General features: G+C 68.9%; 18 protein-coding genes. 3 read left to right on the plus strand and 15 right to left on the minus strand.

Going from position 1 to position 23,211, the window contains the following annotated elements; translation table 11 throughout:
- Window positions 1–240: 240 nt before the first annotated feature.
- From TN53_RS47300 to TN53_RS17535, 8 genes are all read right to left on the minus strand, one after another.
- Complete coding sequence (locus TN53_RS47300) at window positions 241–414, minus strand: hypothetical protein (protein ID WP_159038139.1); 174 nt, start codon at window positions 412–414, stop codon at window positions 241–243.
- Window positions 415–533: 119 nt separating this feature from the next.
- Window positions 534–1,280: an SDR family oxidoreductase gene (locus TN53_RS17505; RefSeq protein ID WP_046259455.1), complete on the minus strand. Its 747-nt coding sequence runs from the start codon at window positions 1,278–1,280 to the stop codon at window positions 534–536.
- A gap of 84 nt (window positions 1,281–1,364) precedes the next feature.
- Window positions 1,365–3,065 carry an L-aspartate oxidase gene (locus TN53_RS17510; protein ID WP_046259456.1) on the minus strand — a complete coding sequence of 567 codons (1,701 nt, stop codon included), beginning with the start codon at window positions 3,063–3,065 and terminating at the stop codon, window positions 1,365–1,367.
- A gap of 111 nt (window positions 3,066–3,176) precedes the next feature.
- Window positions 3,177–3,674, minus strand: coding sequence for an Ohr family peroxiredoxin (locus TN53_RS17515; RefSeq protein ID WP_046259457.1), 498 nt, complete (start codon window positions 3,672–3,674; stop codon window positions 3,177–3,179).
- Between the two features lie 77 nt (window positions 3,675–3,751).
- The gene (locus TN53_RS17520; RefSeq protein WP_095046560.1) at window positions 3,752–4,696 is read right to left on the minus strand and encodes an RNA polymerase sigma-70 factor; all 945 of its coding nucleotides are present in this window, start codon (window positions 4,694–4,696) and stop codon (window positions 3,752–3,754) included.
- Window positions 4,697–4,788: 92 nt separating this feature from the next.
- Entirely contained in the window at window positions 4,789–5,550 is a 762-nt protein-coding gene (locus tag TN53_RS17525; protein ID WP_159038140.1) for a class I SAM-dependent methyltransferase, read from the minus strand.
- Window positions 5,547–8,198 (minus strand): pyruvate dehydrogenase (acetyl-transferring), homodimeric type, encoded by a 2,652-nt coding sequence (gene aceE, locus TN53_RS17530; protein ID WP_046259459.1) that lies wholly within the window; start codon window positions 8,196–8,198, stop codon window positions 5,547–5,549. Before aceE ends, TN53_RS17525 begins: the two co-directional genes overlap by 4 nt.
- Before the next feature lie 54 nt (window positions 8,199–8,252).
- Window positions 8,253–8,990, minus strand: coding sequence for an SDR family oxidoreductase (locus TN53_RS17535; RefSeq protein WP_046259460.1), 738 nt, complete (start codon window positions 8,988–8,990; stop codon window positions 8,253–8,255).
- Between the two features lie 211 nt (window positions 8,991–9,201).
- Here TN53_RS17535 and TN53_RS17540 point away from each other — a divergent pair, with 211 nt between their 5' ends.
- On the plus strand, window positions 9,202–9,645 hold the full coding sequence (locus TN53_RS17540) for a cupin domain-containing protein (RefSeq protein WP_046259461.1): 444 nt from the start codon (window positions 9,202–9,204) through the stop codon (window positions 9,643–9,645).
- A 13-nt stretch (window positions 9,646–9,658) separates the two neighbouring features.
- The gene (locus tag TN53_RS17545; protein ID WP_046259462.1) at window positions 9,659–10,219 is read left to right on the plus strand and encodes a DUF5134 domain-containing protein; all 561 of its coding nucleotides are present in this window, start codon (window positions 9,659–9,661) and stop codon (window positions 10,217–10,219) included.
- A 1,496-nt stretch (window positions 10,220–11,715) separates the two neighbouring features.
- On the opposite strand, the gene TN53_RS47305 is transcribed toward TN53_RS17545, so the two are convergent.
- From TN53_RS47305 to TN53_RS17555, 3 genes are all read right to left on the minus strand, one after another.
- On the minus strand, window positions 11,716–11,889 hold the full coding sequence (locus TN53_RS47305) for a hypothetical protein (protein ID WP_159038141.1): 174 nt from the start codon (window positions 11,887–11,889) through the stop codon (window positions 11,716–11,718).
- 464 nt (window positions 11,890–12,353) lie between these two features.
- Window positions 12,354–12,605 carry a hypothetical protein gene (locus tag TN53_RS17550; protein ID WP_052745225.1) on the minus strand — a complete coding sequence of 84 codons (252 nt, stop codon included), beginning with the start codon at window positions 12,603–12,605 and terminating at the stop codon, window positions 12,354–12,356.
- A 282-nt stretch (window positions 12,606–12,887) separates the two neighbouring features.
- Window positions 12,888–16,412 carry an indolepyruvate ferredoxin oxidoreductase family protein gene (locus TN53_RS17555; RefSeq protein WP_046259463.1) on the minus strand — a complete coding sequence of 1,175 codons (3,525 nt, stop codon included), beginning with the start codon at window positions 16,410–16,412 and terminating at the stop codon, window positions 12,888–12,890.
- A 160-nt stretch (window positions 16,413–16,572) separates the two neighbouring features.
- Between TN53_RS17555 and TN53_RS17560 the strand changes: the two genes are divergently transcribed.
- Entirely contained in the window at window positions 16,573–17,058 is a 486-nt protein-coding gene (locus tag TN53_RS17560; protein ID WP_046259464.1) for an Lrp/AsnC family transcriptional regulator, read from the plus strand.
- A 337-nt stretch (window positions 17,059–17,395) separates the two neighbouring features.
- Here TN53_RS17560 and TN53_RS17565 read toward each other — a convergent pair whose 3' ends face one another.
- The 4 genes from TN53_RS17565 to TN53_RS17580 form a co-directional block, all read right to left on the minus strand.
- Window positions 17,396–18,145 carry a dienelactone hydrolase family protein gene (locus TN53_RS17565; protein ID WP_046259465.1) on the minus strand — a complete coding sequence of 250 codons (750 nt, stop codon included), beginning with the start codon at window positions 18,143–18,145 and terminating at the stop codon, window positions 17,396–17,398.
- A gap of 85 nt (window positions 18,146–18,230) precedes the next feature.
- The gene (locus TN53_RS17570) at window positions 18,231–19,418 is read right to left on the minus strand and encodes an ABC transporter substrate-binding protein (RefSeq protein ID WP_046259466.1); all 1,188 of its coding nucleotides are present in this window, start codon (window positions 19,416–19,418) and stop codon (window positions 18,231–18,233) included.
- Window positions 19,419–19,543: 125 nt separating this feature from the next.
- Complete coding sequence (locus TN53_RS17575) at window positions 19,544–20,230, minus strand: ABC transporter ATP-binding protein (protein ID WP_046259467.1); 687 nt, start codon at window positions 20,228–20,230, stop codon at window positions 19,544–19,546.
- Window positions 20,227–22,968, minus strand: coding sequence for a branched-chain amino acid ABC transporter permease/ATP-binding protein (locus TN53_RS17580; protein ID WP_046259520.1), 2,742 nt, complete (start codon window positions 22,966–22,968; stop codon window positions 20,227–20,229). The genes TN53_RS17575 and TN53_RS17580 overlap by 4 nt, the downstream gene beginning before the upstream one ends.
- Between the last annotated feature and the right edge of the window lie 243 nt (window positions 22,969–23,211).

Below are 23,211 nucleotides of genomic sequence, written 5' to 3' on the forward strand. Positions count from 1 at the left end.
GGCGGGGCAGGATCCCGTCGACGGCGACTCGCGAAATCTCGCCGAACGCCCTCGGCGCCTCCGGCGACAGAGCGGCGGCGCGGAGCGGAGCGGCAGCGCGGGCCGCCGGGCTCGGACCAGAGCCTCTCGGCGGTCGTCTCCAGCATCGTGCCCACGCTCGGCGCGACCGGTTTCAGGCGCTGGAAGCAGGTCCCGCGGCGCCTCCGGCGCCAGGGCGGCGGCGTGTCCCGGCCGGGGAGATCAGCGGTAGGCCGGATCCCCGTTCAGCGCGGCCGAGACGACGTTCATGCGCTCGCCGAGATCCGCGAGTTCACGGCGCAGTTCCGTGACCCGGGTACGCAGCTCGGCGGCTTCGGCGGTCAGCGATACGAAGGTGGCAGCGAGGTCGACGCGGTCCTCACCCATTACGGACATCGTGTCTCCATGGCATTTCGTTTCGAGGAGCGCGAGCCGTTTCCCTGCCGGAATGAACACGGCCCGCCGCCAAGGGCAATGGGTGGCCCTCCCCTTTCGGTGAGGGCCACCCCGAGGAATTACTTCTGCTGGGCGAGCCAGTCGGCGAACCTCGTCCCGGCGATGTGCGCGTCCGGACCCGGCAGGAGCGTGTTCTCCTGCAGCGGGGCGCCCCAGTACGTCGCTTGGGGGTCCGTGACGATCTTGCGCGGGTCGTTCAGGGCGGTCAGCCCCATGCGGATGAACTCCTCCAGCTGGAACACGTCGGGGCCACCGACCTCCACCACACCGCCCACCGGTGCGCCGACAGCGGTGCGGGCGACGGCCGCGGCCACGTCGTCGGAGACGATGGGCTGGATCCTGGCGTCGGGCAGGTGCACGGTGTCGCCCTCGGTGACGCCGTCGGCGAGTCCCTTGGCGAACTCGAAGAACTGGGTGGCGTGGACGATGGAGTAGGGGTTGCCGGATGCCTTGATCAGGTCTTCCTGGACCTGCTTGGCGCGGAAGTACCCGCTGCCCTGGAGGCGGTCGGTGCCGACCACGGACAGCGCCACGTGGTGCGCCACTCCGGCCTGCGTCTCCGCCTTCAGCAGGTTGGTCGTCGAGGTGCGGAAGAACTCCATGACCGCGTCGTCCTCGAACGAGGGCGAGTTCGACACGTCGACGACCACCGACGCGTCCTGGAGGACCTCGGCCAGGCCCTCGCCTGTCAGCGTGTTGACGCCCGTGTTGGGCGACGCCGCGACCGCCTCGTGCCCGTGCGCGCCGAGTCCGGCGACCACCTTCGAGCCGATGAGCCCGGTTCCACCGATCACTACGACCTTCATGACGGAATTCCTTTCGATTCTATTTGGGTTTCCCTGATGCCTGTATCAGTAGAGACCGGGCACCGGAGTTGTTTGTGACACCTTCTATTCGACGAGTTTTCCCGTGGTCGAGACTTCCTCCATCAGGGAGGAGATCTCGTCGGGGACGGCCGGAATGCTCTCGCGGGTGACGCCCGTCGTCGGGGACCACACGAGATTCACCCGAAGAGCGGGATCCTGGTCGGGGTAGTCGCTGCGGTTGTGACAGCCACGCGTCTCCCGGCGCTCCAGCGCGGATTCGAGGGTGGCCCGGGCCGCTAGCGCGGCGGACTTCAGGTCGAAGGCGTGCGCGAGGTCCTGATAGCCGGCGATGTCCGGGTGGATGCCGACGTCCTGCATCCTCTTCTCGATCACCGCGAGTTCCGCCAGTCCCGCGCGCAGGCCGTCTTCGTCGCGTACGACGCCCGCGTGCTCGGTCATGGTGTTGCGGATCGCGCGCTGCAGGGCGCGGACGTTCTCCGGGCCGTCGGCGGCGAGGAGTTCGTCGATCTCCGCGCGGGCATGAGCGATGGCGGACGCCGACCGCGGCTGCGCCTTCAGAGCCTGCGAATACGCGGCGGCCGCCTGCCCGGTGAGGCGGCCGAACACCAGCAGCTCGATGAGGCTGTTGCCGCCGAGACGGTTGGCGCCGTGCAGCCCGCTCGACGCCTCGCCGATGGCGTACAGGCCGCGTACGTCCGTGCCGTGGTCCTCCGGGCGCACCCACACCCCGCCCATCGAGTAGTGCGCGGTGGGCGCGATCTCGATCGGCTCGCGCGTGATGTCGAGCATCTGCAGGTCCAGCAGGGTCTGGTAGACGCGGGGCAGCCGCGTCATGATCGTCTGCCGGGGCAGGTGGGAGACGTCGAGCCACACGCCTCCCTTCGGGGTGCCGCGGCCTTCCTTGATCTCCGTGTACGCGGCCAGGGCCACCCGGTCGCGGGTGGACAGCTCCATGCGCTCGGGGTCGTAGCGGGCCATGAAGCGTTCCCCGAGCGCGTTGCGCAGGATGCCGCCCTCCCCCCGGGCGGCCTCGCTGACCAGGGTGCCGGCCGCGTTCTCCGGCTCGATGATCCCGGACGGGTGGAACTGCACCAGCTCGGCGTCCCGCAGCCGAGCCCCGGCCTCCACGGCAAGACGGAAGGAGTCGCCCGTGTTCTCGTCGCGCCGTGAGGAGGTGCGCCGCCAGATACGGGTGTGGCCCCCGGCGGCCAGGACGACCGCGTCGGCGTGGATCAGGTAGCGCCTGCCGCTGGTGAGGTCGAACCCGTACGCCCCGAACACGGCACCCTCGTGCACCAGCAGCCGGGTGATGTACACCCCTTCCAGCACCGGGAAGTCGAGCTGTTCGGCGCGCCTGATCAGCGTGCGCTGGATCTCCAGACCGGTGTAGTCACCGGCGAAGGCGGTCCTGCGGAACTTGTGCGCGCCGAAGAAGCGCTGCGAGATCCGGCCGTCACCCTCGCGGGCGAAGGCCATGCCGTAGCGTTCCAGGTCGTCGATGCCCCGTGCGGCGCCCTGGGTGACGATCTCCACGGTGCGGGGGTCGGCGAGGAGATAGCTCTCCTTGAGCGTGTCGGCGGCGTGCTGCTGCCAGCTGTCCTCGGGGTCCATGGTGGCCAGTGCCGCGTTGATGCCGCCGGCCGCCAGTGCCGTATGGGCGTCCTCCTTGGGGCGCTTGCCGACGGCGAGGACGTCGATGCCGGCCTCGGCCAGTTCGATCGCCGCGCGCAGGCCGGCACCTCCGGTGCCGATGACCAGCACCATGGTGGCAAGACGTTGTTCGGTGACAGCCACGGTCCACTCCGATCGCTGGGGTCCTCATCCAGTACGACCGGGCAGTCCCGCGATCTGTGACACCTCCTGGCCGACGTGGCCCTAGGAGGCCAGCGTGATGGTGGTCGGCGTGCCGTGCCAGGCCATCCTCGCGTAGGGGCACAGTGCGTCGGCCCGCCGCAGAAGCGGAGTGGCGATGTCGGGAGTGACGCCCGGCCAGTCGACGACCAGGTCGATGTGCAGGACGTACCCGCCGTCCTGTGGGCTGCGGCCGAACGCCACGGTCGCCTCGACGGATATCGCGGTGGGGTCGAGCGCGGTCTGTCGTGCGACGAGGCTCAGCGCGCCGTGGAAGCAGGCCGCGAACCCGGCGGCGAACAACTGCTCGGGATTGGTCCCCCGGCCGTCCCCGCCCAGTTCGGCGGGCAGGCGCAGGTCGAGGTCGAGAATGCCGTCGTCCGAGCGTGCTCTCCCCGAGGCTCTTCCGTGGGCCGCCGCCCCGCCGGTCACGATCACCGTCGTGGTGTAGAGGGGAGCGAAGGAGTCCCCGTCGAAGTCGTTCTCGGTGGACAGGTCGGGCGGTCGGATCGGTTCGGTCATCGAGCGCACCTCTGTGTGTCGGGTCTCGGACCACCGGTTGACCGACGAGTGACCGGTGGTGTGACGACCCAGCCCGTTCAGTTGTCGAGCGACGCCACGTAACGTGTCAGTTTCTCCGGGTTCATGACCCACATGGCCCGCTCGATGCCGCGCTCCGAGATGTCGAGGGTCAGCAGCACCACGGCCGTCCCGCCGTCCGAGACGAGGGCGGCCGGTCCACCGTTGGCCTCGACCCAGTCGATCTCCTTGTGCGGCCAGAAGCGCGGGCCGAAGGCGGCGAGATACCGGGAGACGTGCACCAGTCCGACGACGGGAATCCGGGACGCCCCGCGCAGCCCGTTCCCGTCGGTGTAGCTGACCACGTCCTCGGTGAGGATGTCCTCCAGCACGGCCAGATCGCCGGTCCGTGCCGCGGTGAGGAACACCTTCATCAGCCGTCGGTGCTCGGTGGCGTCGACGGGCTTGCGGCGCTCCGAGGAGATGCGCTTGCGCGCGCGGCTCACCAGCTGGCGCGTGTTGGCCTCGCTGGTCTCCAGCATCTCCGCGATCTGCTTGTAGGGGTAGTCGAAGGCCTCCCGCAGCACATAGGCGGCCCGTTCCACGGGATTCAGTTTCTCCAGGAGGAAGAGAACCGCCAGGTCGAGCGCCTCGGCCCGTTCGGCACCCAACTGCGGATCGGCGCGTGTGTCGATCGGCTCCGGCAGCCAGGGATCGGTGTACGACTCGCGCCGCACCCGGGCGGACTGGGCGAGGTTGATCGCCAGTCGGGCGGTGACGGTGGCCAGGAACGCCTTCGGCTCGCGCACCGCGCCACGGTCGGCGTGCTGCCAGCGCAGCCACGCCTCCTGGAGGACGTCCTCCGCCTCCGAGGTGCTGCCGAGGACGCGGTAGGCGATGCCGAAGAGCTGGGGCCGCACCGCCATGAACACCTTCGTCGCCTGGTCGAGGGAGTCCCAGCCGTCGAGGGAGTGAGTGCCGTCGAAGGAACCCGTGCCGTCGAGGGAGTGAGTGCCGTCCCTCATACCCATGTGTGCCGCCTTCAGCTCCGACCCGTTCGTGCAAGCGCTTGCTCATGATAGAGCGGGCAGCTCACCCCGGGTGGAGCACGTCACGGTCACGCCAGTCGCAGGGCCAGCACGGAGGGGTCCGGCCGTTCGGGCAGCGCGATGAAACCTTCCTTCCTCAGTTCCGCGATCATCTCCGGACGCGAGAGCGGCCACATCCAGAACGTCTCGTCGTGCCGGCGCAGCACGCGCCCGTCCTCGCGCACCCAGTAGTCGAACCGTGTCCGGATCCGGTCCACGTCGGCCGACGTCACCATGCGGCCCCCGTACTCGTGGCGGCCGACGGTCCGGGTCGGCAGCACAAGGGTGGTCCTGTGCCGCGGCAGGCGAGCCGGTGGGAGCTGGACGAGCAGCACCCCTGCGGGCACGAGGGCCTCGGCAACGGCCGGCCACAGCGCCCGGCGCGACTCCGGGTGCAGACAGGCGACGGTGTTGTGGCACACGGCCACGTCCGCGACGCCGTACAGCCCCGCCTCCTCGAGCAGCTGCGGATGCACGGTCACCCGCTTCGTGAGCTCCGGACTCAGGGACGCCAACCGCGTCATGAGCGGGGTACGCATGGACCGGGCGGGCTCCACCGCGTGCACGGGGGCGCGTGACTCCAGGAGGCTCATCAGCGTGACCCGCCCGGTGCCCGCGCCGACGTCCAGCACACCGACCCGGGCCCCGCGCACGTCGTCGCGGTAGAGCGCGCGTACCCGGGCCTCGTCCCGTTCCGCCTGCAGAACGTCGTAGAACTCCGCACTGACCGCATAGGCGTCCTGACGTTCCCGCCCCGGAGCATCGACCGGCGTCGGGTTCACGACGGTCACCCACGCCATCCGTACCACTCGCGTGCCTGCCCGACCGCCTCGGAGCTGACCGCGCCGGCGCGTGCCAGCCGGTCCAGGGCGGCGACGACGATCGACTCGGCGTCCACGCGGAAGTAGCGCCGTACTGCGTCCCGGGTATCCGAAAGGCCGAAACCGTCCGTACCCAGCGACGAGTAGTCGTGACCGACCCACTGGCTGATCTGGTCGGGCACCTGACGCATCCAGTCGCTGACCGCCAGCACCGGACCGGGCGCGTCCGCGAGCGCCGCCGTCACGTAGGGGACGCGTTCCTCGCCCCGCAGCATCGCGCGGTCGGCGTCCAGCGCGTCGCGGCGCAGTTCCGTCCAGGAGGTCACCGACCAGACATCGGCGTGGACGCCCCACTGGGACAGCAGCAACTCCTGGGCGTACAGGGCCCAGTGGATGGCCGTACCGGAGGCCAGCAGCTGGATCCTTGGCTCTGTTGCGGTGGGCTCGGCCGGCCGGAACAGGTACATGCCCCGCAGGATGCCTTCCTCGACCCCGGGATCGGCGTGCATCGCCGGCTGCTCCTTGGGTTCGTTGTAGACGGTCAGGTAGTAGAAGACGTCCTCGGGCCGGTCGCCGTACATGCGGCGCAGCCCTTCCCGCACGATCACCGCGATCTCGTACGCGAACGCCGGGTCGTACGACACGGCGGCGGGGTTAGTGGAGGCCAGCAAGTGGGAGTGCCCGTCGGCGTGTTGGAGCCCCTCCCCCGTCATGGTCGTACGGCCCGCCGTCGCTCCGATGACGAACCCGCGCCCCATCTGGTCGGCGAGCGCCCAGAACTGGTCGCCGGTGCGCTGGAAACCGAACATGGCGTAGAAGATGTAGAACGGGATCATGGGCTCGCCGTGAGTGGCGTACGACGTCGCCGCGGCCGTGAACTCGGCCATGGAACCGGCCTCGGTGATGCCCTCGTCGATCAACTGGCCGTTCCTGGCCTCCCGGTAGTAGAGCAGCTGGTCCGCGTCCACCGGTTCATAGGTCTGGCCGTCCGCCGAGTAGATCCCCGCCGTCGGGAACAGGGACTCCATGCCGAACGTGCGGGCCTCGTCCGGGATGATCGGCACCCAGCGCGGTCCCGTCTCCGGGTCGCGCATCAGGTCCTTGACCAGACGGACCAGGGCCATGGTGGTGGCCACCTCCTGGTGGCCGAAGCCCTTCTCCAGCGCTTCGAATGGGCGGGCCGACGGCTGCTTCAGCGGCTTGGCCGCCACCCGGCGCACGGGGACGGGGCCACCCAGCGCCGCCCGCCGCTCACGCAGGTAGCGCACCTCGTCCGAGTTCTCGCCCGGGTGCCAGTACGGCACCAGGTCACCGCTCAACGCGCTGTCGGGGATGGGCAGTTCAAGCAGGTCACGCATCTCGCGGAACTGCGCCAGAGTCAGCTTCTTCATCTGGTGGTTGGCGTTGCGCGACTCGAAGGCCGAGCCGAGCGTGTGCCCCTTCACCGTCTGGGCGAGGACGACCGTCGGTGCGCCCCGGTGCTCGACGGCGGCCCGGTAGGCGGCGTGGACCTTGAGCGGTTCGTGGCCGCCCCGGGAGTTCTGGAACAACTCGGTCAGCCGGCTGTCGCTCAGCCCGGCGGCGAGAGCGGAGAGCGCGTCGCCCGTGAAGAAGTGTTCGCGGATGTACGTGGCGTCCCGGGCGGCGTACGTCTGCAGCTGGGCGTCGGGCACCTCGCCGAGGCGGTGGACCAGGGCGCCGGTGGTGTCCTGCCTCAGGACGGGGTCCCAGGCCTCGCCCCAGAGGGACTTGACCACGTTCCAGCCCGCACCGCGGAACCGTGCTTCGAGCTCCTGCACGATCTTGGAGTTCGGCCGCACGGGCCCGTCCAGGCGCTGGAGGTTGCAGTTGACGACGAAGGTGAGGTTGTCGAGACGCTCGCGGGCGGCGAGCGCCAGCGCCGCAGTCGATTCCGGCTCGTCCGTCTCGCCGTCCCCGAGGAAGGCCCACACGCGCGATGTGGAGGTGTCCTTGATGCCGCGGGCGTGCAGGTAGCGGTTGAACCGGGCCTGGTAGACGGCGGCGAGCGGGCCGAGGCCCATGGACACGGTGGGAAACTCCCACAGCCACGGCAGGCGTCGGGGGTGTGGGTAGGACGGCAGTCCGTGGCCGTCGGCCTCCCGCCGGAAACCGTCCAACTGCGCCTCGCTCAGGCGCCCTTCGAGGAAGGCGCGGGCGTAGATGCCTGGCGAGGCATGCCCCTGGAAGTACAGCTGGTCGCCCGAGCCGTCCCCGTCCTTGCCCTGGAAGAAGTGGTGGAATCCGATCTCGTACAGCCAGGCCGCCGACGCATAGGTGGATATGTGGCCGCCGAGTCCGAATCGGGAGCCGCGGGTCACCATCGCCGCCGCGTTCCACCGGTTCAGGGCGGTGATCCTGGACTCCATGGCGATGTCACCGGGAAAGGGCGGCTGCGCCGACACGGGGATCGTGTTGATGTAGTCGGAGGTCAGGAGTCCGGGCAGGGACAGACCGGCCCGGTCCGCGAACTCGTGCACACGTCGAAGGAGATACACAGCCCGTTCCGGCCCTACGTGCCGCACGACGGCGTCGAGCGACGCCTGCCATTCGGTGGTCTCTTCGCTGTCCTGATCGGGTAGTTGGTCGAGCTCACTCATGACTGTTTCCTGTCGGGGCGTGGGCGGGGAGACGGTTGGGGGCAGACAATGTCCTCACCGCGCGAGCCACTCGGAGAAGGTTTCGTGCCCCAGGTGGGCGTCCGTCCCTGGCAGCAGCGCCCGGTGCCCGAGCAACGCCCCGAAGAAGGGGGTGTGGGCGTCGGAGACCACGTCCGGCAGGTAGCCGCGTGCCGCGAGCAGCTTCGCGGTGAGGTCATCGAGGTGGTGCTCCTCGGGGCCGGCGACCTCCAGGACGCCGAACAGCGGTGCTCCCACGGCGACATGGGCGACCGCGGCGGCGACGTCGTCCGTCGACACGGCACGGATCAGGACGGGCGCGACATGGACGACGTCTCCGTAGGTCGCCGCGCGCGACATGTACTCCACCGACTCGAAGAACGGCGTGGCACGCACGACGGAGTAGGGCATGGGCGAGCGCCGTACCTGTTCCTCCTGCAGCGCCTTCGCGCGGAAGTAGCCCGCCCGCAGATGTCCGGCCCCGACGATGGACAGGATCACGTGGTGTTCGGCGCCCGCCCGGGCCGCGGCCTCCAGCAGGTTGCGGGTCGCCGTGCCGAAGAACTCCAGGCTCTCCAGCTCTCCGCGGGAGGGTGTGTCGGTGACGTCCACCACCACGTCGGCGCCACGCATGACCTCGTCGAGGCCCTTCCCGGTCGTGACGTCGACGCCCTCGCGGCGTGACGCGCGCACGACCTCCACACCGTGATCCCGAAGCCTGGCGACCGTCCTGGAACCGATCAGACCGGTGGCTCCTGCTACGACGACTCGCATTCCGGGCCCCTTCCCGTCGAGGGGTCGGTGACCCCGCTGATGGCTTCGTGAGGTGGCGGTGATGTCGGTCCCTCACAACACCTAGGACAGGGCTCATGCCAACGTTGTGACACTGATGTGGCCGCGAGTGTCACAGATCCGCCCGGAGCCCGGTCATCACTACAGAGGGCCATGGCGGCCATGGCCGGGTGCATCCAAGGGAGGCCGATCCATGTCGGACAAGGACTCAGCGCAGGGGACCGGAGTTCGGACCCGGTCGGAGGGCTGGAAGACGGCGGCGAAGATGCTGCAGGACACCGATCCTCTCACCGTCCCCGAGGGCGCGTCGGCGATGACCATCTGCGTCGAGTGGGAGCCCGGGGATCCGGGGACCCCGCCTCACCGCCACCCCGGACCGGCGTTCGGCTACGTCCTGGAGGGCGCCGTCCGCTTCGAGCTCGAGGGCGAGCCCGAGCGGGTGATCGAGGCGGGCGGGACGTTCTGGGAGCCGGGCGGCGACGCGATCCACTACCAGGACGGCAACGCGCTGCCCGACGCGCGCACCAGGTTCGTCGTGACGATGCTGTGCGCGCCGGGCAAGCCCATGGTGGAGCTGGTCGAGGAGCAGGAACTGGCCGAGCGGGCCCACCTCCGCGCCCCACGGCCCACCGCCTGACCACCCACTGGGCATGAGCGCCACCGCCGCCGTACACGGCATGCTGACAGCGCTGTTCGCGGCCGCGGCCGTGTACGCACTGCGGCAGGCCGTGCTGACACGAGGCTGCGGATGGCGCGGCCGAGGTGACAGTCTGCTGCACACCGTCATGGCGTCGGCCATGGCGGTGATGCCGTGGTACGGGATCGGCGAAGGGCCGTCACCGGGGCGGACGACCTTCTTCTTCGCCGCCGCAGCACTGTGGTTCCCGTTGACCGCGGTCCTCAGCCTCCGTGGTCCGCGATGGGACGGCCTCACGCGCAGGTCGCCGCACGCGGTCGGCATGGCCGCCATGGCGTGGATGCCGGTACGCCACGGCGGCGTCACGGACGCGCAGACCGGTGACGTCATCACCGGCGTACTGACGCTCTGTCTGCTGGCCTACGCTCTCCGGTCGCTGACCCGGGACATGCCCGCACTGCGCGAGGCCCCGGGCAGTGCGGGCTTCTCCACCGACCTCGACGGGCCCTACGACCACTTCTGGCACGGATCGACGGCCATGGGCACCGCCATCATGCTGCTCATGCACCACTGACACTCGGTGCCGACAACAGTGTTGCCCCCGGAACCTCGGTGACCATGGTGGACACCGGCAGCATGCCGCCCGCCCGGCCAACGCCTTCTCACGGCCAACCAGGCCAGGGATCACGAAGGCCGCGCCCGGAATACACCCGGGCCCCACACCCCGCCCGTGCTCAACGAGAACAACCGAGCGACACGGCCGGGCTCGGCCTCTCAGTCCGGTCACCTGCCACGCAACGACTCTGAGCCGACGCCCGCCATCAACAGCACCGAACCAGCACGGGAGTCAGCACCAGAACGTCAAATCAACGCGAACTACGCGTCCCGGACAACACTCGTTTCGACCACCCTCGAGCCCTTGAACCAGCTTTCGTGAGCCAGCATGGTGGCCACACGCAAAGGCAAGCCTCGAACTATGTTGCTCCGCCACATGTGCCCTCGACCTGGGGGTTCCTACGGTGTGCGCATACATACCCGTCCCCACCGCACACGAGGAAGTGGCGCACATGGCCTCCGCAGCACCCACTCCACCGTCGCCGAACAACCTGAAGCGCATAGTCGCCGCCAGCCTCATCGGCACGACCATCGAGTGGTACGACCACCCATTCGAATAGAGCTACGAGCTGCGGATTTAGTGGCGAACGGGCATTCGAGTCGGCACCGAATCAGCACCGGGATCTCGCCGTGCTGATAGGGCGCACCATCGGGTGTTGCAGGACGATCCCTGCGACGCTCCCGTCAGCCTCCGCCGTTCATTACGCACCGTATTCACGCGCGGTGGTCGCCGATACCAGCAGCCTCCCCCTGGGCACGCCTCCCGCGCCGCCCTTCTTTGTCTCCGCGGCCGTCAGTTCACCGGTTCGAGCGGCACAGCCTTCGAGCAGGGAGGCCTCGCCCGGCGTCCTCGTGTTCGTCCGTTCAGCGGGCGTTGCGGTGTCGTGCATCGCCTCGAGCTGGAGCGCACGACGAGCTGTCTCTCCAGGCTGAGCACGTCTTCCTTCACCCACCGCAGACGTTCAGGAGCGTCGGGCAGGACGTGCGCACAGATCTGGCAGGTCGTGCGCGAATCAGTATGGCCCAGCCGCGCAGCCTCACCCGCACCCTCGGACACGGCATACCTCCGCACCCGCGGAGGTCACTCGTTCGGCAAGGCCGTCCGCATCGCGGAGGAGGAGTCTGCTCCGCGCCCTGCCGAGGTCACCCGCCGTAGCCCTGTCGGCGACGGCTGAAAAGGCGACCAGTGGCGACGCTTGAAAGTGGACCCCGCCCAAGAGCCTGGCTCGCTGTGTCAGGCTGGGAGAAGTGGTGATCAGCGTGGAGGACTGGGCGGAGTGAGCCCCGGCTCCCTCGATTCGCCCTGACGTTCTACGGCGGGCGCGCAGGCTGCGCAACGGCTCCCGGTCGCACACGGAGAAGCTCGGCCACCAGCCCAGCGAACCTATTCAACTCGCCGTCGAGCGAGCTGAATGCGAACCGACGGAACGTGCCGAGGTGGCAGGTTCGCTGAATTCACCGGGCGATGATGCCGACGACACTGGGGGCCAGCAGAGCCATGCCGGCCATAGCCACGGTGAGGGGGGCCGCGAGACGAGGGTGTGTGTGGACGAGGTAGAACAACGCCCCGCCCAGCAACAGGGTGAGCAGCAGGAGCATCAGGACGATCAGCGCGGTGGTGGTGGTCATGGGGTCCCTCAGTCGGTCCAGTGCAGGTGACCGATCATGGAAGACAGACGTGTGTTTCGGCACGCGCACCCTGTTGCGATTTCACGCAACAGCACGGCGGGGTCGATGGAGGAGAACGGATGTCGCAGGGGGAGCTGGTTCCGAACGGACCGCGCACGATGGTCTTCCAGAAGGACGTCGACAGGGCCAAGGTCGGGCCAGAGCGCTACGAACTAGCCCTCGTTCTGCGCGACTTGGCTCAGCGGCTGGGAGTGTCCCTGAGCTCCGCCAGGGCCATGCTGCCCAGAACCGTCCACGCAGTGAGTCCGGCCACGCAAACCACGACCGGTGACAGCGTCAGCTTCCACCTCGGCTTTGATGCGGCGCTGGGCGCCCGGCTCTGGCGGGCTCTTGACGAGCAGGCACCCGCTGGAACTCGATCTCGTGCTGGACATGTGAGGGGTCGGTCTCGGCCGGAGTGGTCGTCACGGTGGTGCCGAGCGCCTCGACCGGGGAGTGCTCCATGACTCCGATGGGCCTAACTGGGTGTCGGCGTCCTTGAGGGCCTGGGTGAGCGCGTCGCGGTCGAGTACGTCGGCGGTGAGCGTGGTGACGAGACCGTCGAGCTTCTGGCGATCACAGGAGATCAGGGCGACATCGAAGCCCTGGGTGCCGAAGGTACGGGCGATGGCCAGGCCCAGTTGGGGGCCGGCGCCGACGATGGCCATGCTGGTCATGGCAGGTCCTTCCGGGGAACGTCAGGGTCGAGAGCGTTCGGCGACGGCAGCGGTCTCGTCATGCGCGTCCACCAACTGCCTGTCACCCTTACGTCCACGTTTCCTTCCTCGAACCGGACTGAGTAGAGACGCACACCGTGTCACCGCAGGTCGAGAGGCTCGCCGGTCAGCAAGTCGTCGTGGAAGGCGGACAGCCGACGGTCTATCACGCAGCGCTCGACGTCCCGGGTCGGAGACGCCCGTGCCTCTGGCCTCAGCATCGCGGTAAAAGCCGTGCGATCCTCATGATTCAGCGCCCTGCGCCACCGCAGATCGCGCCAGCCGGGCGAGCAACTCCGCCTGCCTGGCGCGGTAGGCCGCGACATTGGCCAGCTTGATGTGCTCGTAGCCGCGGACCATGTCCGGCAGGGAGGCCAGTTCGAGGACCGTCTCCGAGCCCTGGGATACCTCTGTGTGCAGCGCCCGCAGCACGGCATCGCGGTACTCGTCGACAAGAGCGCGTTCCACCCTCCGCACGCGCGCGTAGCCGAAGACGTCCATACGCGTGCCGCGCACCTTGCGCATCGAGCGCAGGACACGCAGCGCCGGCCGGGACCAGGGGCCGAGGCTTATCTTCCGCTTCATCCCCACCATCCGGAACACTGGTGGGTGCAGCTGGTAGGCGAACCGTGAGCCCTCACCGAACTGCGCCTCGATCTCGGCCTTCAGCTCGTCGTCGAGGTGGAGCCGGGCGACCTCGTACTCGTCCTTGTAGGCCATGAGCTTGTACAGATTGCGGGCCACCGCCTCGGTCACCACGGTAGGACCCGCTTCGAGCAGCCGCACGGATTCGACGAACCCGGCGTACTCCCGGGCATAGTTTCCGTCCTGGTACGCGATGAGTTCCGGTACGCGGATCTCCAGAAGTCGGGCCAGTTCCGTACCGGGTTCGGCGTGTACCAGTCCGGTGATGCGCCGGGCGGCGGCACTCGGCTCTGCCGTCCCACGGCTGCCGCCGGGCTCCTTGGTGGACGCCCGCAGCGCCTTGGGGTCCGCCACCAGTTGGCGGCCGTGTCGGAAGGCCTGTGTATTGAGTTCGACGGCCGCTCCGTTGAGGCGGATGGCCTCCTCGATCGATGCCGCGGACAACGGGAGCGCGCCGGTCTGGTAAGCGGCGCCGAGCAGAAGGATGTTTGCGTACTGGTCGTCACCGAACAGGTCCTCGACCAGCCTGCGCGCGTCCACGTAGAAGGCGTGTGCGCTGGCGCCCTCGAACGCCGCGCGGAGACTGCTCTGCTCCGGGAAGGGCGCCGCCGTATCAATGATCATCCTGCCGGTGGGCACCTCGGTGGTGGACACCACTGCGACCGTGCGGTCCGGGTCCGCCGCCGCCAGGTACTGCGCGTCGGTACCGACCAACGAATCGCAGGCCAGGTAGAGGTCACACTCCCCGTCGGCCAGCTTCGGAGCGTGTTCCAGAACCGCTGAGGTGACCTTGACGTCCGACACCACGGCGCCGCCCTTCTGGGCGAGCCCGGTCTGGTCGAGGGTACGGACGTGCTTTCCGTCGATCACGGCGGCGGTGGCGAGGATCTGCGCCACCGTGACCACTCCCGTACCGCCGACACCAGTGATCCGGACGGTGAAGTCGTCGTCCTTGACGCGTCGTTGGGGCTCGGACAGCGCCTCGGCTCGGAGTCCCGCAGCTTCTTTGCGCCTGGGCTTGCGACCACTGGGCACCACAGTCATGAAGGACGGGCAGTCCCCGGCCAGGCATGAGTAGTCGACGTTGCACGAGGACTGGTCGATCCGCGTCTTGCGGCCGAACTCGGTCTCCACCGGCTGTACGGACAGACAGTTGGACTTCACCCCGCAGTCCCCGCAGCCCTCGCACACCCGCTCGTTGATGACGACCTTGGCCGCGGGGGTCTCCATCTTGCCGCGCCGCCGCTTGCGGCGTTTCTCAGCCGCGCACTCCTGGTCGTGGATCAGCACGGTGACGCCGGGAACCGCGGCCAACTCCTCCTGACTGCGCATCAGTTCCTCACGGTGGCGCACCTCCACCCCCTTGGGCATCCTGGCCTTGCGCAGTCGAGCGGGGTCCTCGGTGGTGATGATCACCTTGGCGGCGCCCTCGACGAGCAACAGCTGCGCCACCCGTCCGACGGACAGCCCGCCGACCGGGTCCTGGCCGCCGGTCATCGCCACCGCGGAGTTGTACAGGAGCTTGTAGGTGATGTTGACACCGGCCGCGGCAGCCGCGCGTACCGCGAGACTTCCGGAGTGCGTGAACGTGCCGTCACCGATGTTCTGCACGAAGTGCTCGTGGTCAGTGAAGGGCGCCATCCCGATCCACTGCGCGCCCTCACCGCCCATCTGGGTCAGCCCGGTGACTGTGCCCACCTGGTCGGGCTCCATGAAGACGGCCATGGTGTGACAGCCGATGCCGGCACCGACCAGCGAGCCCTCCGGGACCTTCGTCGAGGAGTTGTGTGGACAGCCGGAGCAGAAGTACGGGGTGCGGGCAGCGCCTAGCAGCGGCAGCTGGACGCGCTCTCGGCGCCGCCGCTCCCGCCAGGCGGTGACGGGCTCGATGTCCCCGTACTCGGGTGCGGAAAGCCGCCGCCCGAGCCCGGCCGCCACCGAGTCGGCGCTCAGCTCGCCGGCCTGGCTGAACAGGGCGGTTCCGTCAGGTGCGGTCTTGCCGTGCACCCGGGGCGCGCCGGAGACTCCGTAGAGGATCTCCTTGACCCCGGACTCCAGGAAGGACCGCTTCTCCTCTACGACGATGATCTCGGTCAGCCCGTCGGCGAACTCGCGGACGATGCCGGGGTCCACGGGGTGGATCGCACCCAGCTTGAGCAGCCTGATCCCGTAACTCTCCAGCGCCGCCTCGTCCAGACCGAGGGTGCTCAGGGCCTGGCGGAGGTCCAGGTAGGGCTTGCCCGCTGTGATGATGCCGATCCGGTCGCCCCGGCGTGCGCCACCGATGATCCGGTTGACGCCGCTGGCCCGTACGTACTCCAGAGCGAGCGGCAGCCGCTCGGCGAAGAGGCTGCGTTCCAGGGCGGCGAGACCGGCCCCGAGCAGGTGAGTGCTGGGCTTGTGCGTATACGGCTTTGCGAAGCCCAGAGGGGTCAGGACGGGCGGTGCCCAGTCGCTCCGTACGACCGCGGTGCCGGCGGCGTCCGCGACATTGGTGACGATCTTCATCGAGGCCCACACACCGCTGGCGCGGGACAGTTCGACGGCGTGCAGGCCATGGTCCAGGACGTCCTGCGGGTCGGCCGGATAGAAGATCGGCATCGCCAGGTCGGCGAGGGTCTTCTCCGAGGCGCAGGGCACTGTGGAGGACTTGGCGACCGGGTCGTCGCCGACCAGGGCGACCGCACCGCCGCGGGGATCGGTGCCCGCGAGGTTCGCGTGCCGGAAGGCGTCGCTGGCGCGGTCCAGACCCGGCGACTTGCCGTACCAGATACCGGTCACGCCGTCCGGCCGGAGGTTGCCGACGGTACCCGCGAGCTGGCTGCCCATGACTGCGGTGGTTCCGAGTTCCTCGTTGAGACCGGGCCGGTGTACGACGTCGTAAGCGGTGAGCAGTTTCGCGCGGCGGGCCAGTTCCAGGTCGAATCCCGCAAGCGGGGAACCCTCGTAGCCCGAGACGAACGCGGCGGTGTTCCGTCCCTCGCGCCGGTCGTGCCTGGCCCGGTCGAAGAGCAGACGCACAAGGGCCTGGACACCGGTGAGATAGACCGTGCCGTCTTCGCGCAGATAGCGGTCTTCAAGGCTGAAGCCGTCTTCGGTGAGACCGGCCAACGCAGCTGACATGTGGCACCGCCCGAGTTCTTAATATCCACACCTATTGGTCAATTGGACCGGATGATAGGCTCCATTTACACCAGACGGTCAAGAACCTCGACCCTCGACCGGACCAACGGCCCAGTTCTCATAGCGCATCGCCCGGGCGGGAAAGGCCATCGGTACAGCCATGGACATCGACGATCTGGACAGCGCACTTCTGCGCCTGTTGCTGGAAGAACCGCGAGCCGGCATGCGGGAGTACGCGCGCGTCCTCGGAGTGGCGCGAGGAACGGTGCAGAGCCGGCTGGCCCGCCTGGAGCGCGAGGGCGTGATCACGAGTCTGGCGCCCCGGCTCAGCCCAGCCGGAATGGGCTATCCCGTCCTCGCGCTGGTCCATCTCCACCTGGCACAGGGCATGTTGGAGGAAGTCACGACGCATCTCGGCGCGATCGCGGAGGTCCTCGAGGCGCACAGCATCGCCGGCGAGGGCGACCTGGTGTGCCGGGTGGCCGCCCGCAGCAACTCCCACCTCGAAGACGTCATCCAGCAGCTGATCCGACTGCCCGGCGTGGTCCGCACCAAGACGGAGGTCGCCCTGAGCGAACGCGTGCCCTACCGGCTGCTCCCTCTGGTGACCAAAGCAGGCAAGCGGCTCGAGCCACCGAAGGAATAGCCGTGGACCCAGGACACCGGGTTGTCCGGGACCGAGGGCGGCACCGCCGTGAGGCTCACTCGGTCAGACCCGCTTGACGGCCGCGTTTCGGACCGGTCCGATCGACCCGGAAACCCTCGAGCAGGTAGGCGACCAGTCGCCGCCAGGCGTGCGGCGCGGCGTCACGGGTCGCCTGGACGAGGCCGGCGTTGGCAATGCGAAGGACGGGCGGTACAACGTGGCGATCCCCACCCCCGCGCGGTCCGCGACGTCCTCCCACAGGACGTCCAAGCCCTTCTCCGCGAAGACCGGCGACCGAGCAGATCGGAACCTAGACTCCTTCTCCCGCAACGGGGCATCAGTTTCCCTGTGCTGTCGCCAAGTGTGCGCCGAAGAACGCTTCGATGCGTTCCCACGCATCGGCGGCCGATTCGGGATGCGGCCCCATTCCGCTGACACGGAGCAGCGGACGCAGTGGACGGGGGCCGACCTCGGCGTCGTTGAGGAAGGAGTGGCCCGCCTGCGGGTACTCCTTCACGTCATGGGTGACCTCGAGCCGATCGAGGGCGGCGTCCAGTTTGGCCGCGGCTCCCTTGAGCATCCGGTCCCGTCCGCCGTAGCTGGCGACGACGGGGCAGGCTCCGTTCAGGCTCCGGTCCATGTCCTTGGGCAGGGCACCGTAGTTGGCCGAAGCAGCCTCGAAGGATCCGGAGCCCGCTGCCATCAGGGCGAAGGATCCCCCCATGCAGAAACCGATGAGCCCGATCCTGCCCGTGCAGTCGGGGTGCTCGGCGAGGGTCAGCCGGGCTGCCTCGATGTCCCGGTAGGCGCGGCCGCTGCCGGACAGCGCGGCCCGCATGGTCGGGACCAGGCAGCGCGCGACGCCCCCGTCCGTGAACAAGTCGGGTATCAGGGCGAGATATCCGGCTCGGGCCATGCGCTCCGCCTGTCGGAGCATGACGTCGTCCACTCCCAGCGCTTCGTGCACGACGACAACACCGGGCCAGGGTCCAGGACCGTCGGGGCGGGCCAGGTGGCCGGTGAGCCGCGGGGAGCCGCCGCTCATGGCGCTCAGGTGGGTGAGATCGACTCGCGTCGCGGCCGACATGTCGTCCTCCTGTTCGTGTGGTGAGGAAGCGGAGTGGTCGGGTTCGCTGCGCCGAACCCGACCCGCGCGCGGAGATGCCGACGCCTCAGCCGCCGGAAGCAGGAAGGAAGGGATTGACCCACTTCCCGTCGGTCACGATCTGACCGTCCTTGACGGTACCCAACTGGACCTGCGGGCTGAAGATCCGGTTGAGACCGGGCATCTTGTTCTCCGCGGTCGTCGTGTACGGCGCTACCACACCTCCGAGATCGAGCTTGACCAGCTTGCCCATACCCGCCTCGACCGTGGCCTTGTCGATGGTGGTCAGCTTCTGCTGGGCCGCCATCTTCTGGAACGTCTGGACTCCCAGCCAGGCGTTGAGAGAGAAGTCGTCGAGCCTGATGTCCTTCGCGTACTGCTTCATGTCACTCAGGAACTGCTTGATCCCGGGAACACTGCTGTTCTGCGGGGCGAACGGGGTCGCCACGTACAGGCCGTCCCCGGCACTGCCCAGCTTCTTGAGCAGGCCGGGGTCCTGGGCGGGCATACCGAGCTTGGTGGTGTTCCCGGACTGCCGGGCGACCTGGACGAAGTGAACCGCGTCATCCGCCAGCAGCGAGACAACGGCTGCGTCGGCGCCCTTGGTCGCCGCCGCCACCACCGGCGCCAGATCCGCGGTGCCCGGTGCCACCGGGACCTTCGGCCCGATCTTCGCCCCGGTGCCCGCCAGCCCCGCCGTCACGAACGGCACGGACGTGGCTCCGGCCGAGTTCCCGAAGTAGGCGACGCTGACGGTCTTCGCACTGCTGGTGCCGAGTTTGCGGGCGATGCCCGCGATGACAGCGGGACTGCCGGCGCAGAGCGGGAACGAGGCCGGGCTGGAGAAGTCCGACGCCGACAAGGGGTACGGACCGATGTTCGCCAAACCGTTCTGTTTCAGTACGGGATTGATGGTGTCGCCCATCGCACTGGCCTGGCCGACGGTCGCCACGGCGCCTTCCGAGGCCGCCTTGCGCGCGCAGGCCGCGGCCGCGTTGGCGTCGGTCTTGTCGTCGCAACCGAGGATCTGCAGCGGTCGGCCGCCGATCCCACCCCGGGCGTTGATCGCGGACGCGGCCGCCTTGGCCGCCGACACGGCCTCCGACGTCTCCGTCTGGTTCGTCGTGGACAACTGCGCGATGACCATCAGTTTGATCGGCTCTCCGGTCGGCAACGGGCCGCTCGGCTCGGCCACGGACTTCGTATCGGACGCCGTGGAACCGCCGCACGCCGCCATGGTGAGCGCCAGTGCCACGACAGAGGCACATCCGGAAAGCTGGAGCCCACGGCTCCGGCAACTCTTCAACACGTGGTACCACCTCTGGAGTTGGTTGAACGGACCGAATGAACACTCGCTTGGGGAAGATGGGTCGAACGCGCTCACGTGGAGGCCAGATAGGCCCTCTCCAGTCGGCCGCCGCTTGCCAGTTCAGCGCTGCTGCCGGACATCGTCACCCGTCCGTTGACCAGGACGTATCCACGGTGAGCGATGTCGAGCACGGCCGAGACGTGCTGCTCGACGAGGAGTACGGCGACGCCCTCCGCGGCTGACTGCGCCACCCGCGCCAGCAACCGCTCGACCACGACCGGGGCGAGCCCCAGCGACAGTTCGTCGGCGAGCAGCACAGTGGGCTTGCGCGCGAGCGCACGGGCGAGCGTCAGCATCTGCTGCTGGCCGCCCGAGAGCAGACCGGCGCGCCGGTGGACGTGGTCGGAGAGCTCGGGGAAGATCTCCAGGGCCGCGTCCACGGAGCCGCCGCCGACACGGAGGTTGTCCGCGACGGTCATCCCTGCGAACACCGAACGCTCCTCGGTGATGAGCGCGAGGCCCTGGCGCGACCGCCGGTGCAGGGGACGGGTGCAATGCTTGCCGAGCAGCAGCGTCTGGCCGGCGATCGGGGTGAGTTGCCCGGCGAGCGTCAACAACGTGGTGGTCTTCCCCGCGCCGTTAGGGCCGAGCAGTGCCACGATCTCTCCGTGTCCGACCGTGAGGTCGAGGTCCCTGACCACCGGCTGCCGCTCGTAGCCGGCGACGAGCGCGCGTGCTTCCAGTACCGCGTCGGTCACGGCTTCACCTCCGCCTTGGGCTCCTCCATCGAAGCGGGCTCTTCGTCATCCGCCCTGTCACGGGCCCGGCCGAGGTAGGCCGCGCGGACACGCTCGTCCTCACGGACGTCGTCGGGCGGGCCTTCCATCAGCAAGGTGCCGAAGTCGAGCACGATCAAGCGGTCGCACAGGCTCATCACCAGGCCCATGTCGTGCTCGACGAGGAGGATCCCGGTGCCCCACTCTTCGGCGATCCTCCGCAGCAGGCCGCCCAGTTCGGCGGTCTCGTGCTCGTCGAGGCCGGCGGCCGGCTCGTCGAGCAGCAGGATCGACGGATGCCGCGCCACAGCCCGAGCGATCGCGAGCAGCCTGCGCCGGCCGTAGGACAGTTCGCCCGGCAACCGGTGCAGGTCGTCTGCCAGTTCGAAGTCCCGTGCCACGCGCTGGGCCAAGGGCGGCAACGGGCGCCGTCGGGAGAGGAACAGTCCGCTGACGTATGCGAACGCGTCCCGCTCATCGCACGCGCTGCGCAGGTTGTCGGCGACGGTCATGTCCTCGAACAGCTCCAGGTTCTGGAAGCTGCGGCCGAGCCCGGCCAGCGCCCGCCGACGGGCGGACAGTGAGCCGACGTCCTCGCCGTCGAGGGTGATCCGGCCCTCGCTCGTACGGCAGAAGCCGGTGACCGAGTCGATGAGGGTCGTCTTGCCCGCGCCGTTGGGGCCGATCAGTCCCACGATCTCGCCCGGCCGGACCGTCAGTCCGACACCGTTCAGGGCGACGACGCCGCCGAAGCGCACGGTGAGGTTGTCGACGACCAGCTGACGTGGTGTGCTCCGGGTCGGCGACGCGCCCGTCTCCGCGACGTCGACCGGTTCGGTGACGTCCGTACCGCGCCACCGGTCCGGGAGGAGCTCACGTAGTGCCGAGGCGATCCGGGTCAGCCGGAAGGCCATACCGTTGGGGTCATTGATCACGATCAGGATGAGCGCCACGCTCGTGGCCAGCGTCGCGTACTTGTTGAGGTCGATGAGGTTCATGACGAGTTCGGTGAGCGCTCCCCCGACGGCGAGGCCACCGGCCAGCAGTGCGCCGCCGATGTAGCCAACCCCTCCGAGGAAGGTCAGCACCACGATGTTCATCGAGTCGAAGACCGAGTATCCGGTGAAGCCGACGTTCGGATAGCGGAACGCCAGCAGCACACCCGCGGCTGCGGCAATCGCACCGGCCAGGGCGAACGCGTACAGCTTGGCTCCCACGGTGCCGATGCCGAGCGACGCGGCGGCACGTTCGTTCGCGCGGGTGGCCAGCAGCCTTCGGCCGGCCCGGCCGCGCCGCAGGTTCGCGACGAGGAGCGCCGCCACTGCGAACAGAGTCAGGCACAGGAAGGCGTACCGCTCCGGATGAGCGGTGGAGTCGAGGCTGAAGCCGAACAGGGCGGGAGGCTTGACGACCGTGCCCGCGAATCCCCCTGTGTAGTCCTTGTTGCCGAGGACGAGCCGTTCGACCGCGAGGGCCAGGCCGAGGGTGGCCACGGCCAGGTTGACGCCGCGGGTACGCAGCGCCGGCAGCGCGAAGAGCAGCCCGACCGGCACCGCCGCCACCACGCCGGCCACGAAGGCGGCCCAGAAGGGCAATCCCTGTGTCTGCGCCAGACGCGCCGAGACGAAGGCTCCGATCCCCGCGAAGGCGTACTGCGCCAGTGACACCTGCCCCGCGTACCCGGTGACCACCACCACCGAGAGCGCGATCACCGCGACGACGAACGTGGTCGTGAGCGCGTTCACGCCGTTGACCGGCAGGAGCAGGATCAGTGCGCTCACGACGACCAGTCCCGTCACCACCGGACCGGCCGCGATCCTGCCTGTACCGACTCGGGGAAGCCTGTCGGTGAGGAAGCCCCGCAGCGGCAGGGCCCGGCCGCGCAGCGCGAGCAACGCGATGATCACAAGGAACGGGGCCGAGTCGGCCCAGCCGGTCGTGTGGACGTAGCGGCCCATCAGTGACTGCGCGACACCGATGACCGCCCCACCCAGCAGGGTCAGGGGGAACGAGGCGAAGGAACCGATCATCGCGGACGCCAGTACGGGCACGATCAGCAGCGCAAGAGTGCCGGGGGCGAACCCGGTGATCGGCACGACGAGGACACCGGCGACAGCGGCGAGGGCACCGCCCAGCGCCCAGTTGGCCGCCGCGACGACATCAGAGGAGACACCGAGCGCGGCTGCACTGCGCTCGTTCTCCGCGACCGCGCTCGTGGAACGGCCGAACGCCGTGAAACGGTAGACGGCCCACAACAGGACCGTCACGCCGGCTGCGATGAGAAGAAGGTAGATCCGGTCGGAGCCGACCTTGACACCGCCCCAGGGCTCCCAGGTGTGGCTGGGCAGGATCGGAGCGACGAACTCGATTTCCGTCCCGTACCGCAGTCCGGACGACGCCTGCAGCACTCCGAGAACGCCCAGCGTCGCGACCAGCCGGGCGAGTGGTGACGCCCGTCGCAGCAGGCGCATCACACCGAAGTAGATCAGCAGCCCCAGCAGTGCGCAGACGGCGATGGGAATCGCGAACGACACGAGCAGAGGGGCTCCCTGGTCCTCGTGCAACTCGGTGTAGAGCGCAGCGCCCAGGAGCGCCATCGCGCCGTGCGCCAGGTTGAGGACACCCGAACCGCGATAGGTGAGCACGAGTCCTTGCGCCGCTATCGCGTAGACACCGCCGACCCCCAGCCCCAGGACGGCGAATTGGATGAAGTCGTTCATGTTGTGCTCCAGCCCCTCCTTCACGCGCCTCCTGGCAGTGGACGGCCAGAAGGTTGCGCCGGGCACGGCCGGACAGGCCGCCACCGGCGAAGTTGATGTGCGGAGTCGCCGCCGGATGAGGCAGCCGTGGACCGCCGGGCCAGCGCCCGGCCGGATGTAACCTGGATCACACGCGATGGAAAGTACAACATGGACATGAGTTGTTCAATACGTTTAGCATGAGGCGTTACGAACGGAGGTAAT

Source organism: Streptomyces sp. WM6386, assembly GCF_000972385.1.
Taxonomy (GTDB): domain Bacteria; phylum Actinomycetota; class Actinomycetes; order Streptomycetales; family Streptomycetaceae; genus Streptomyces.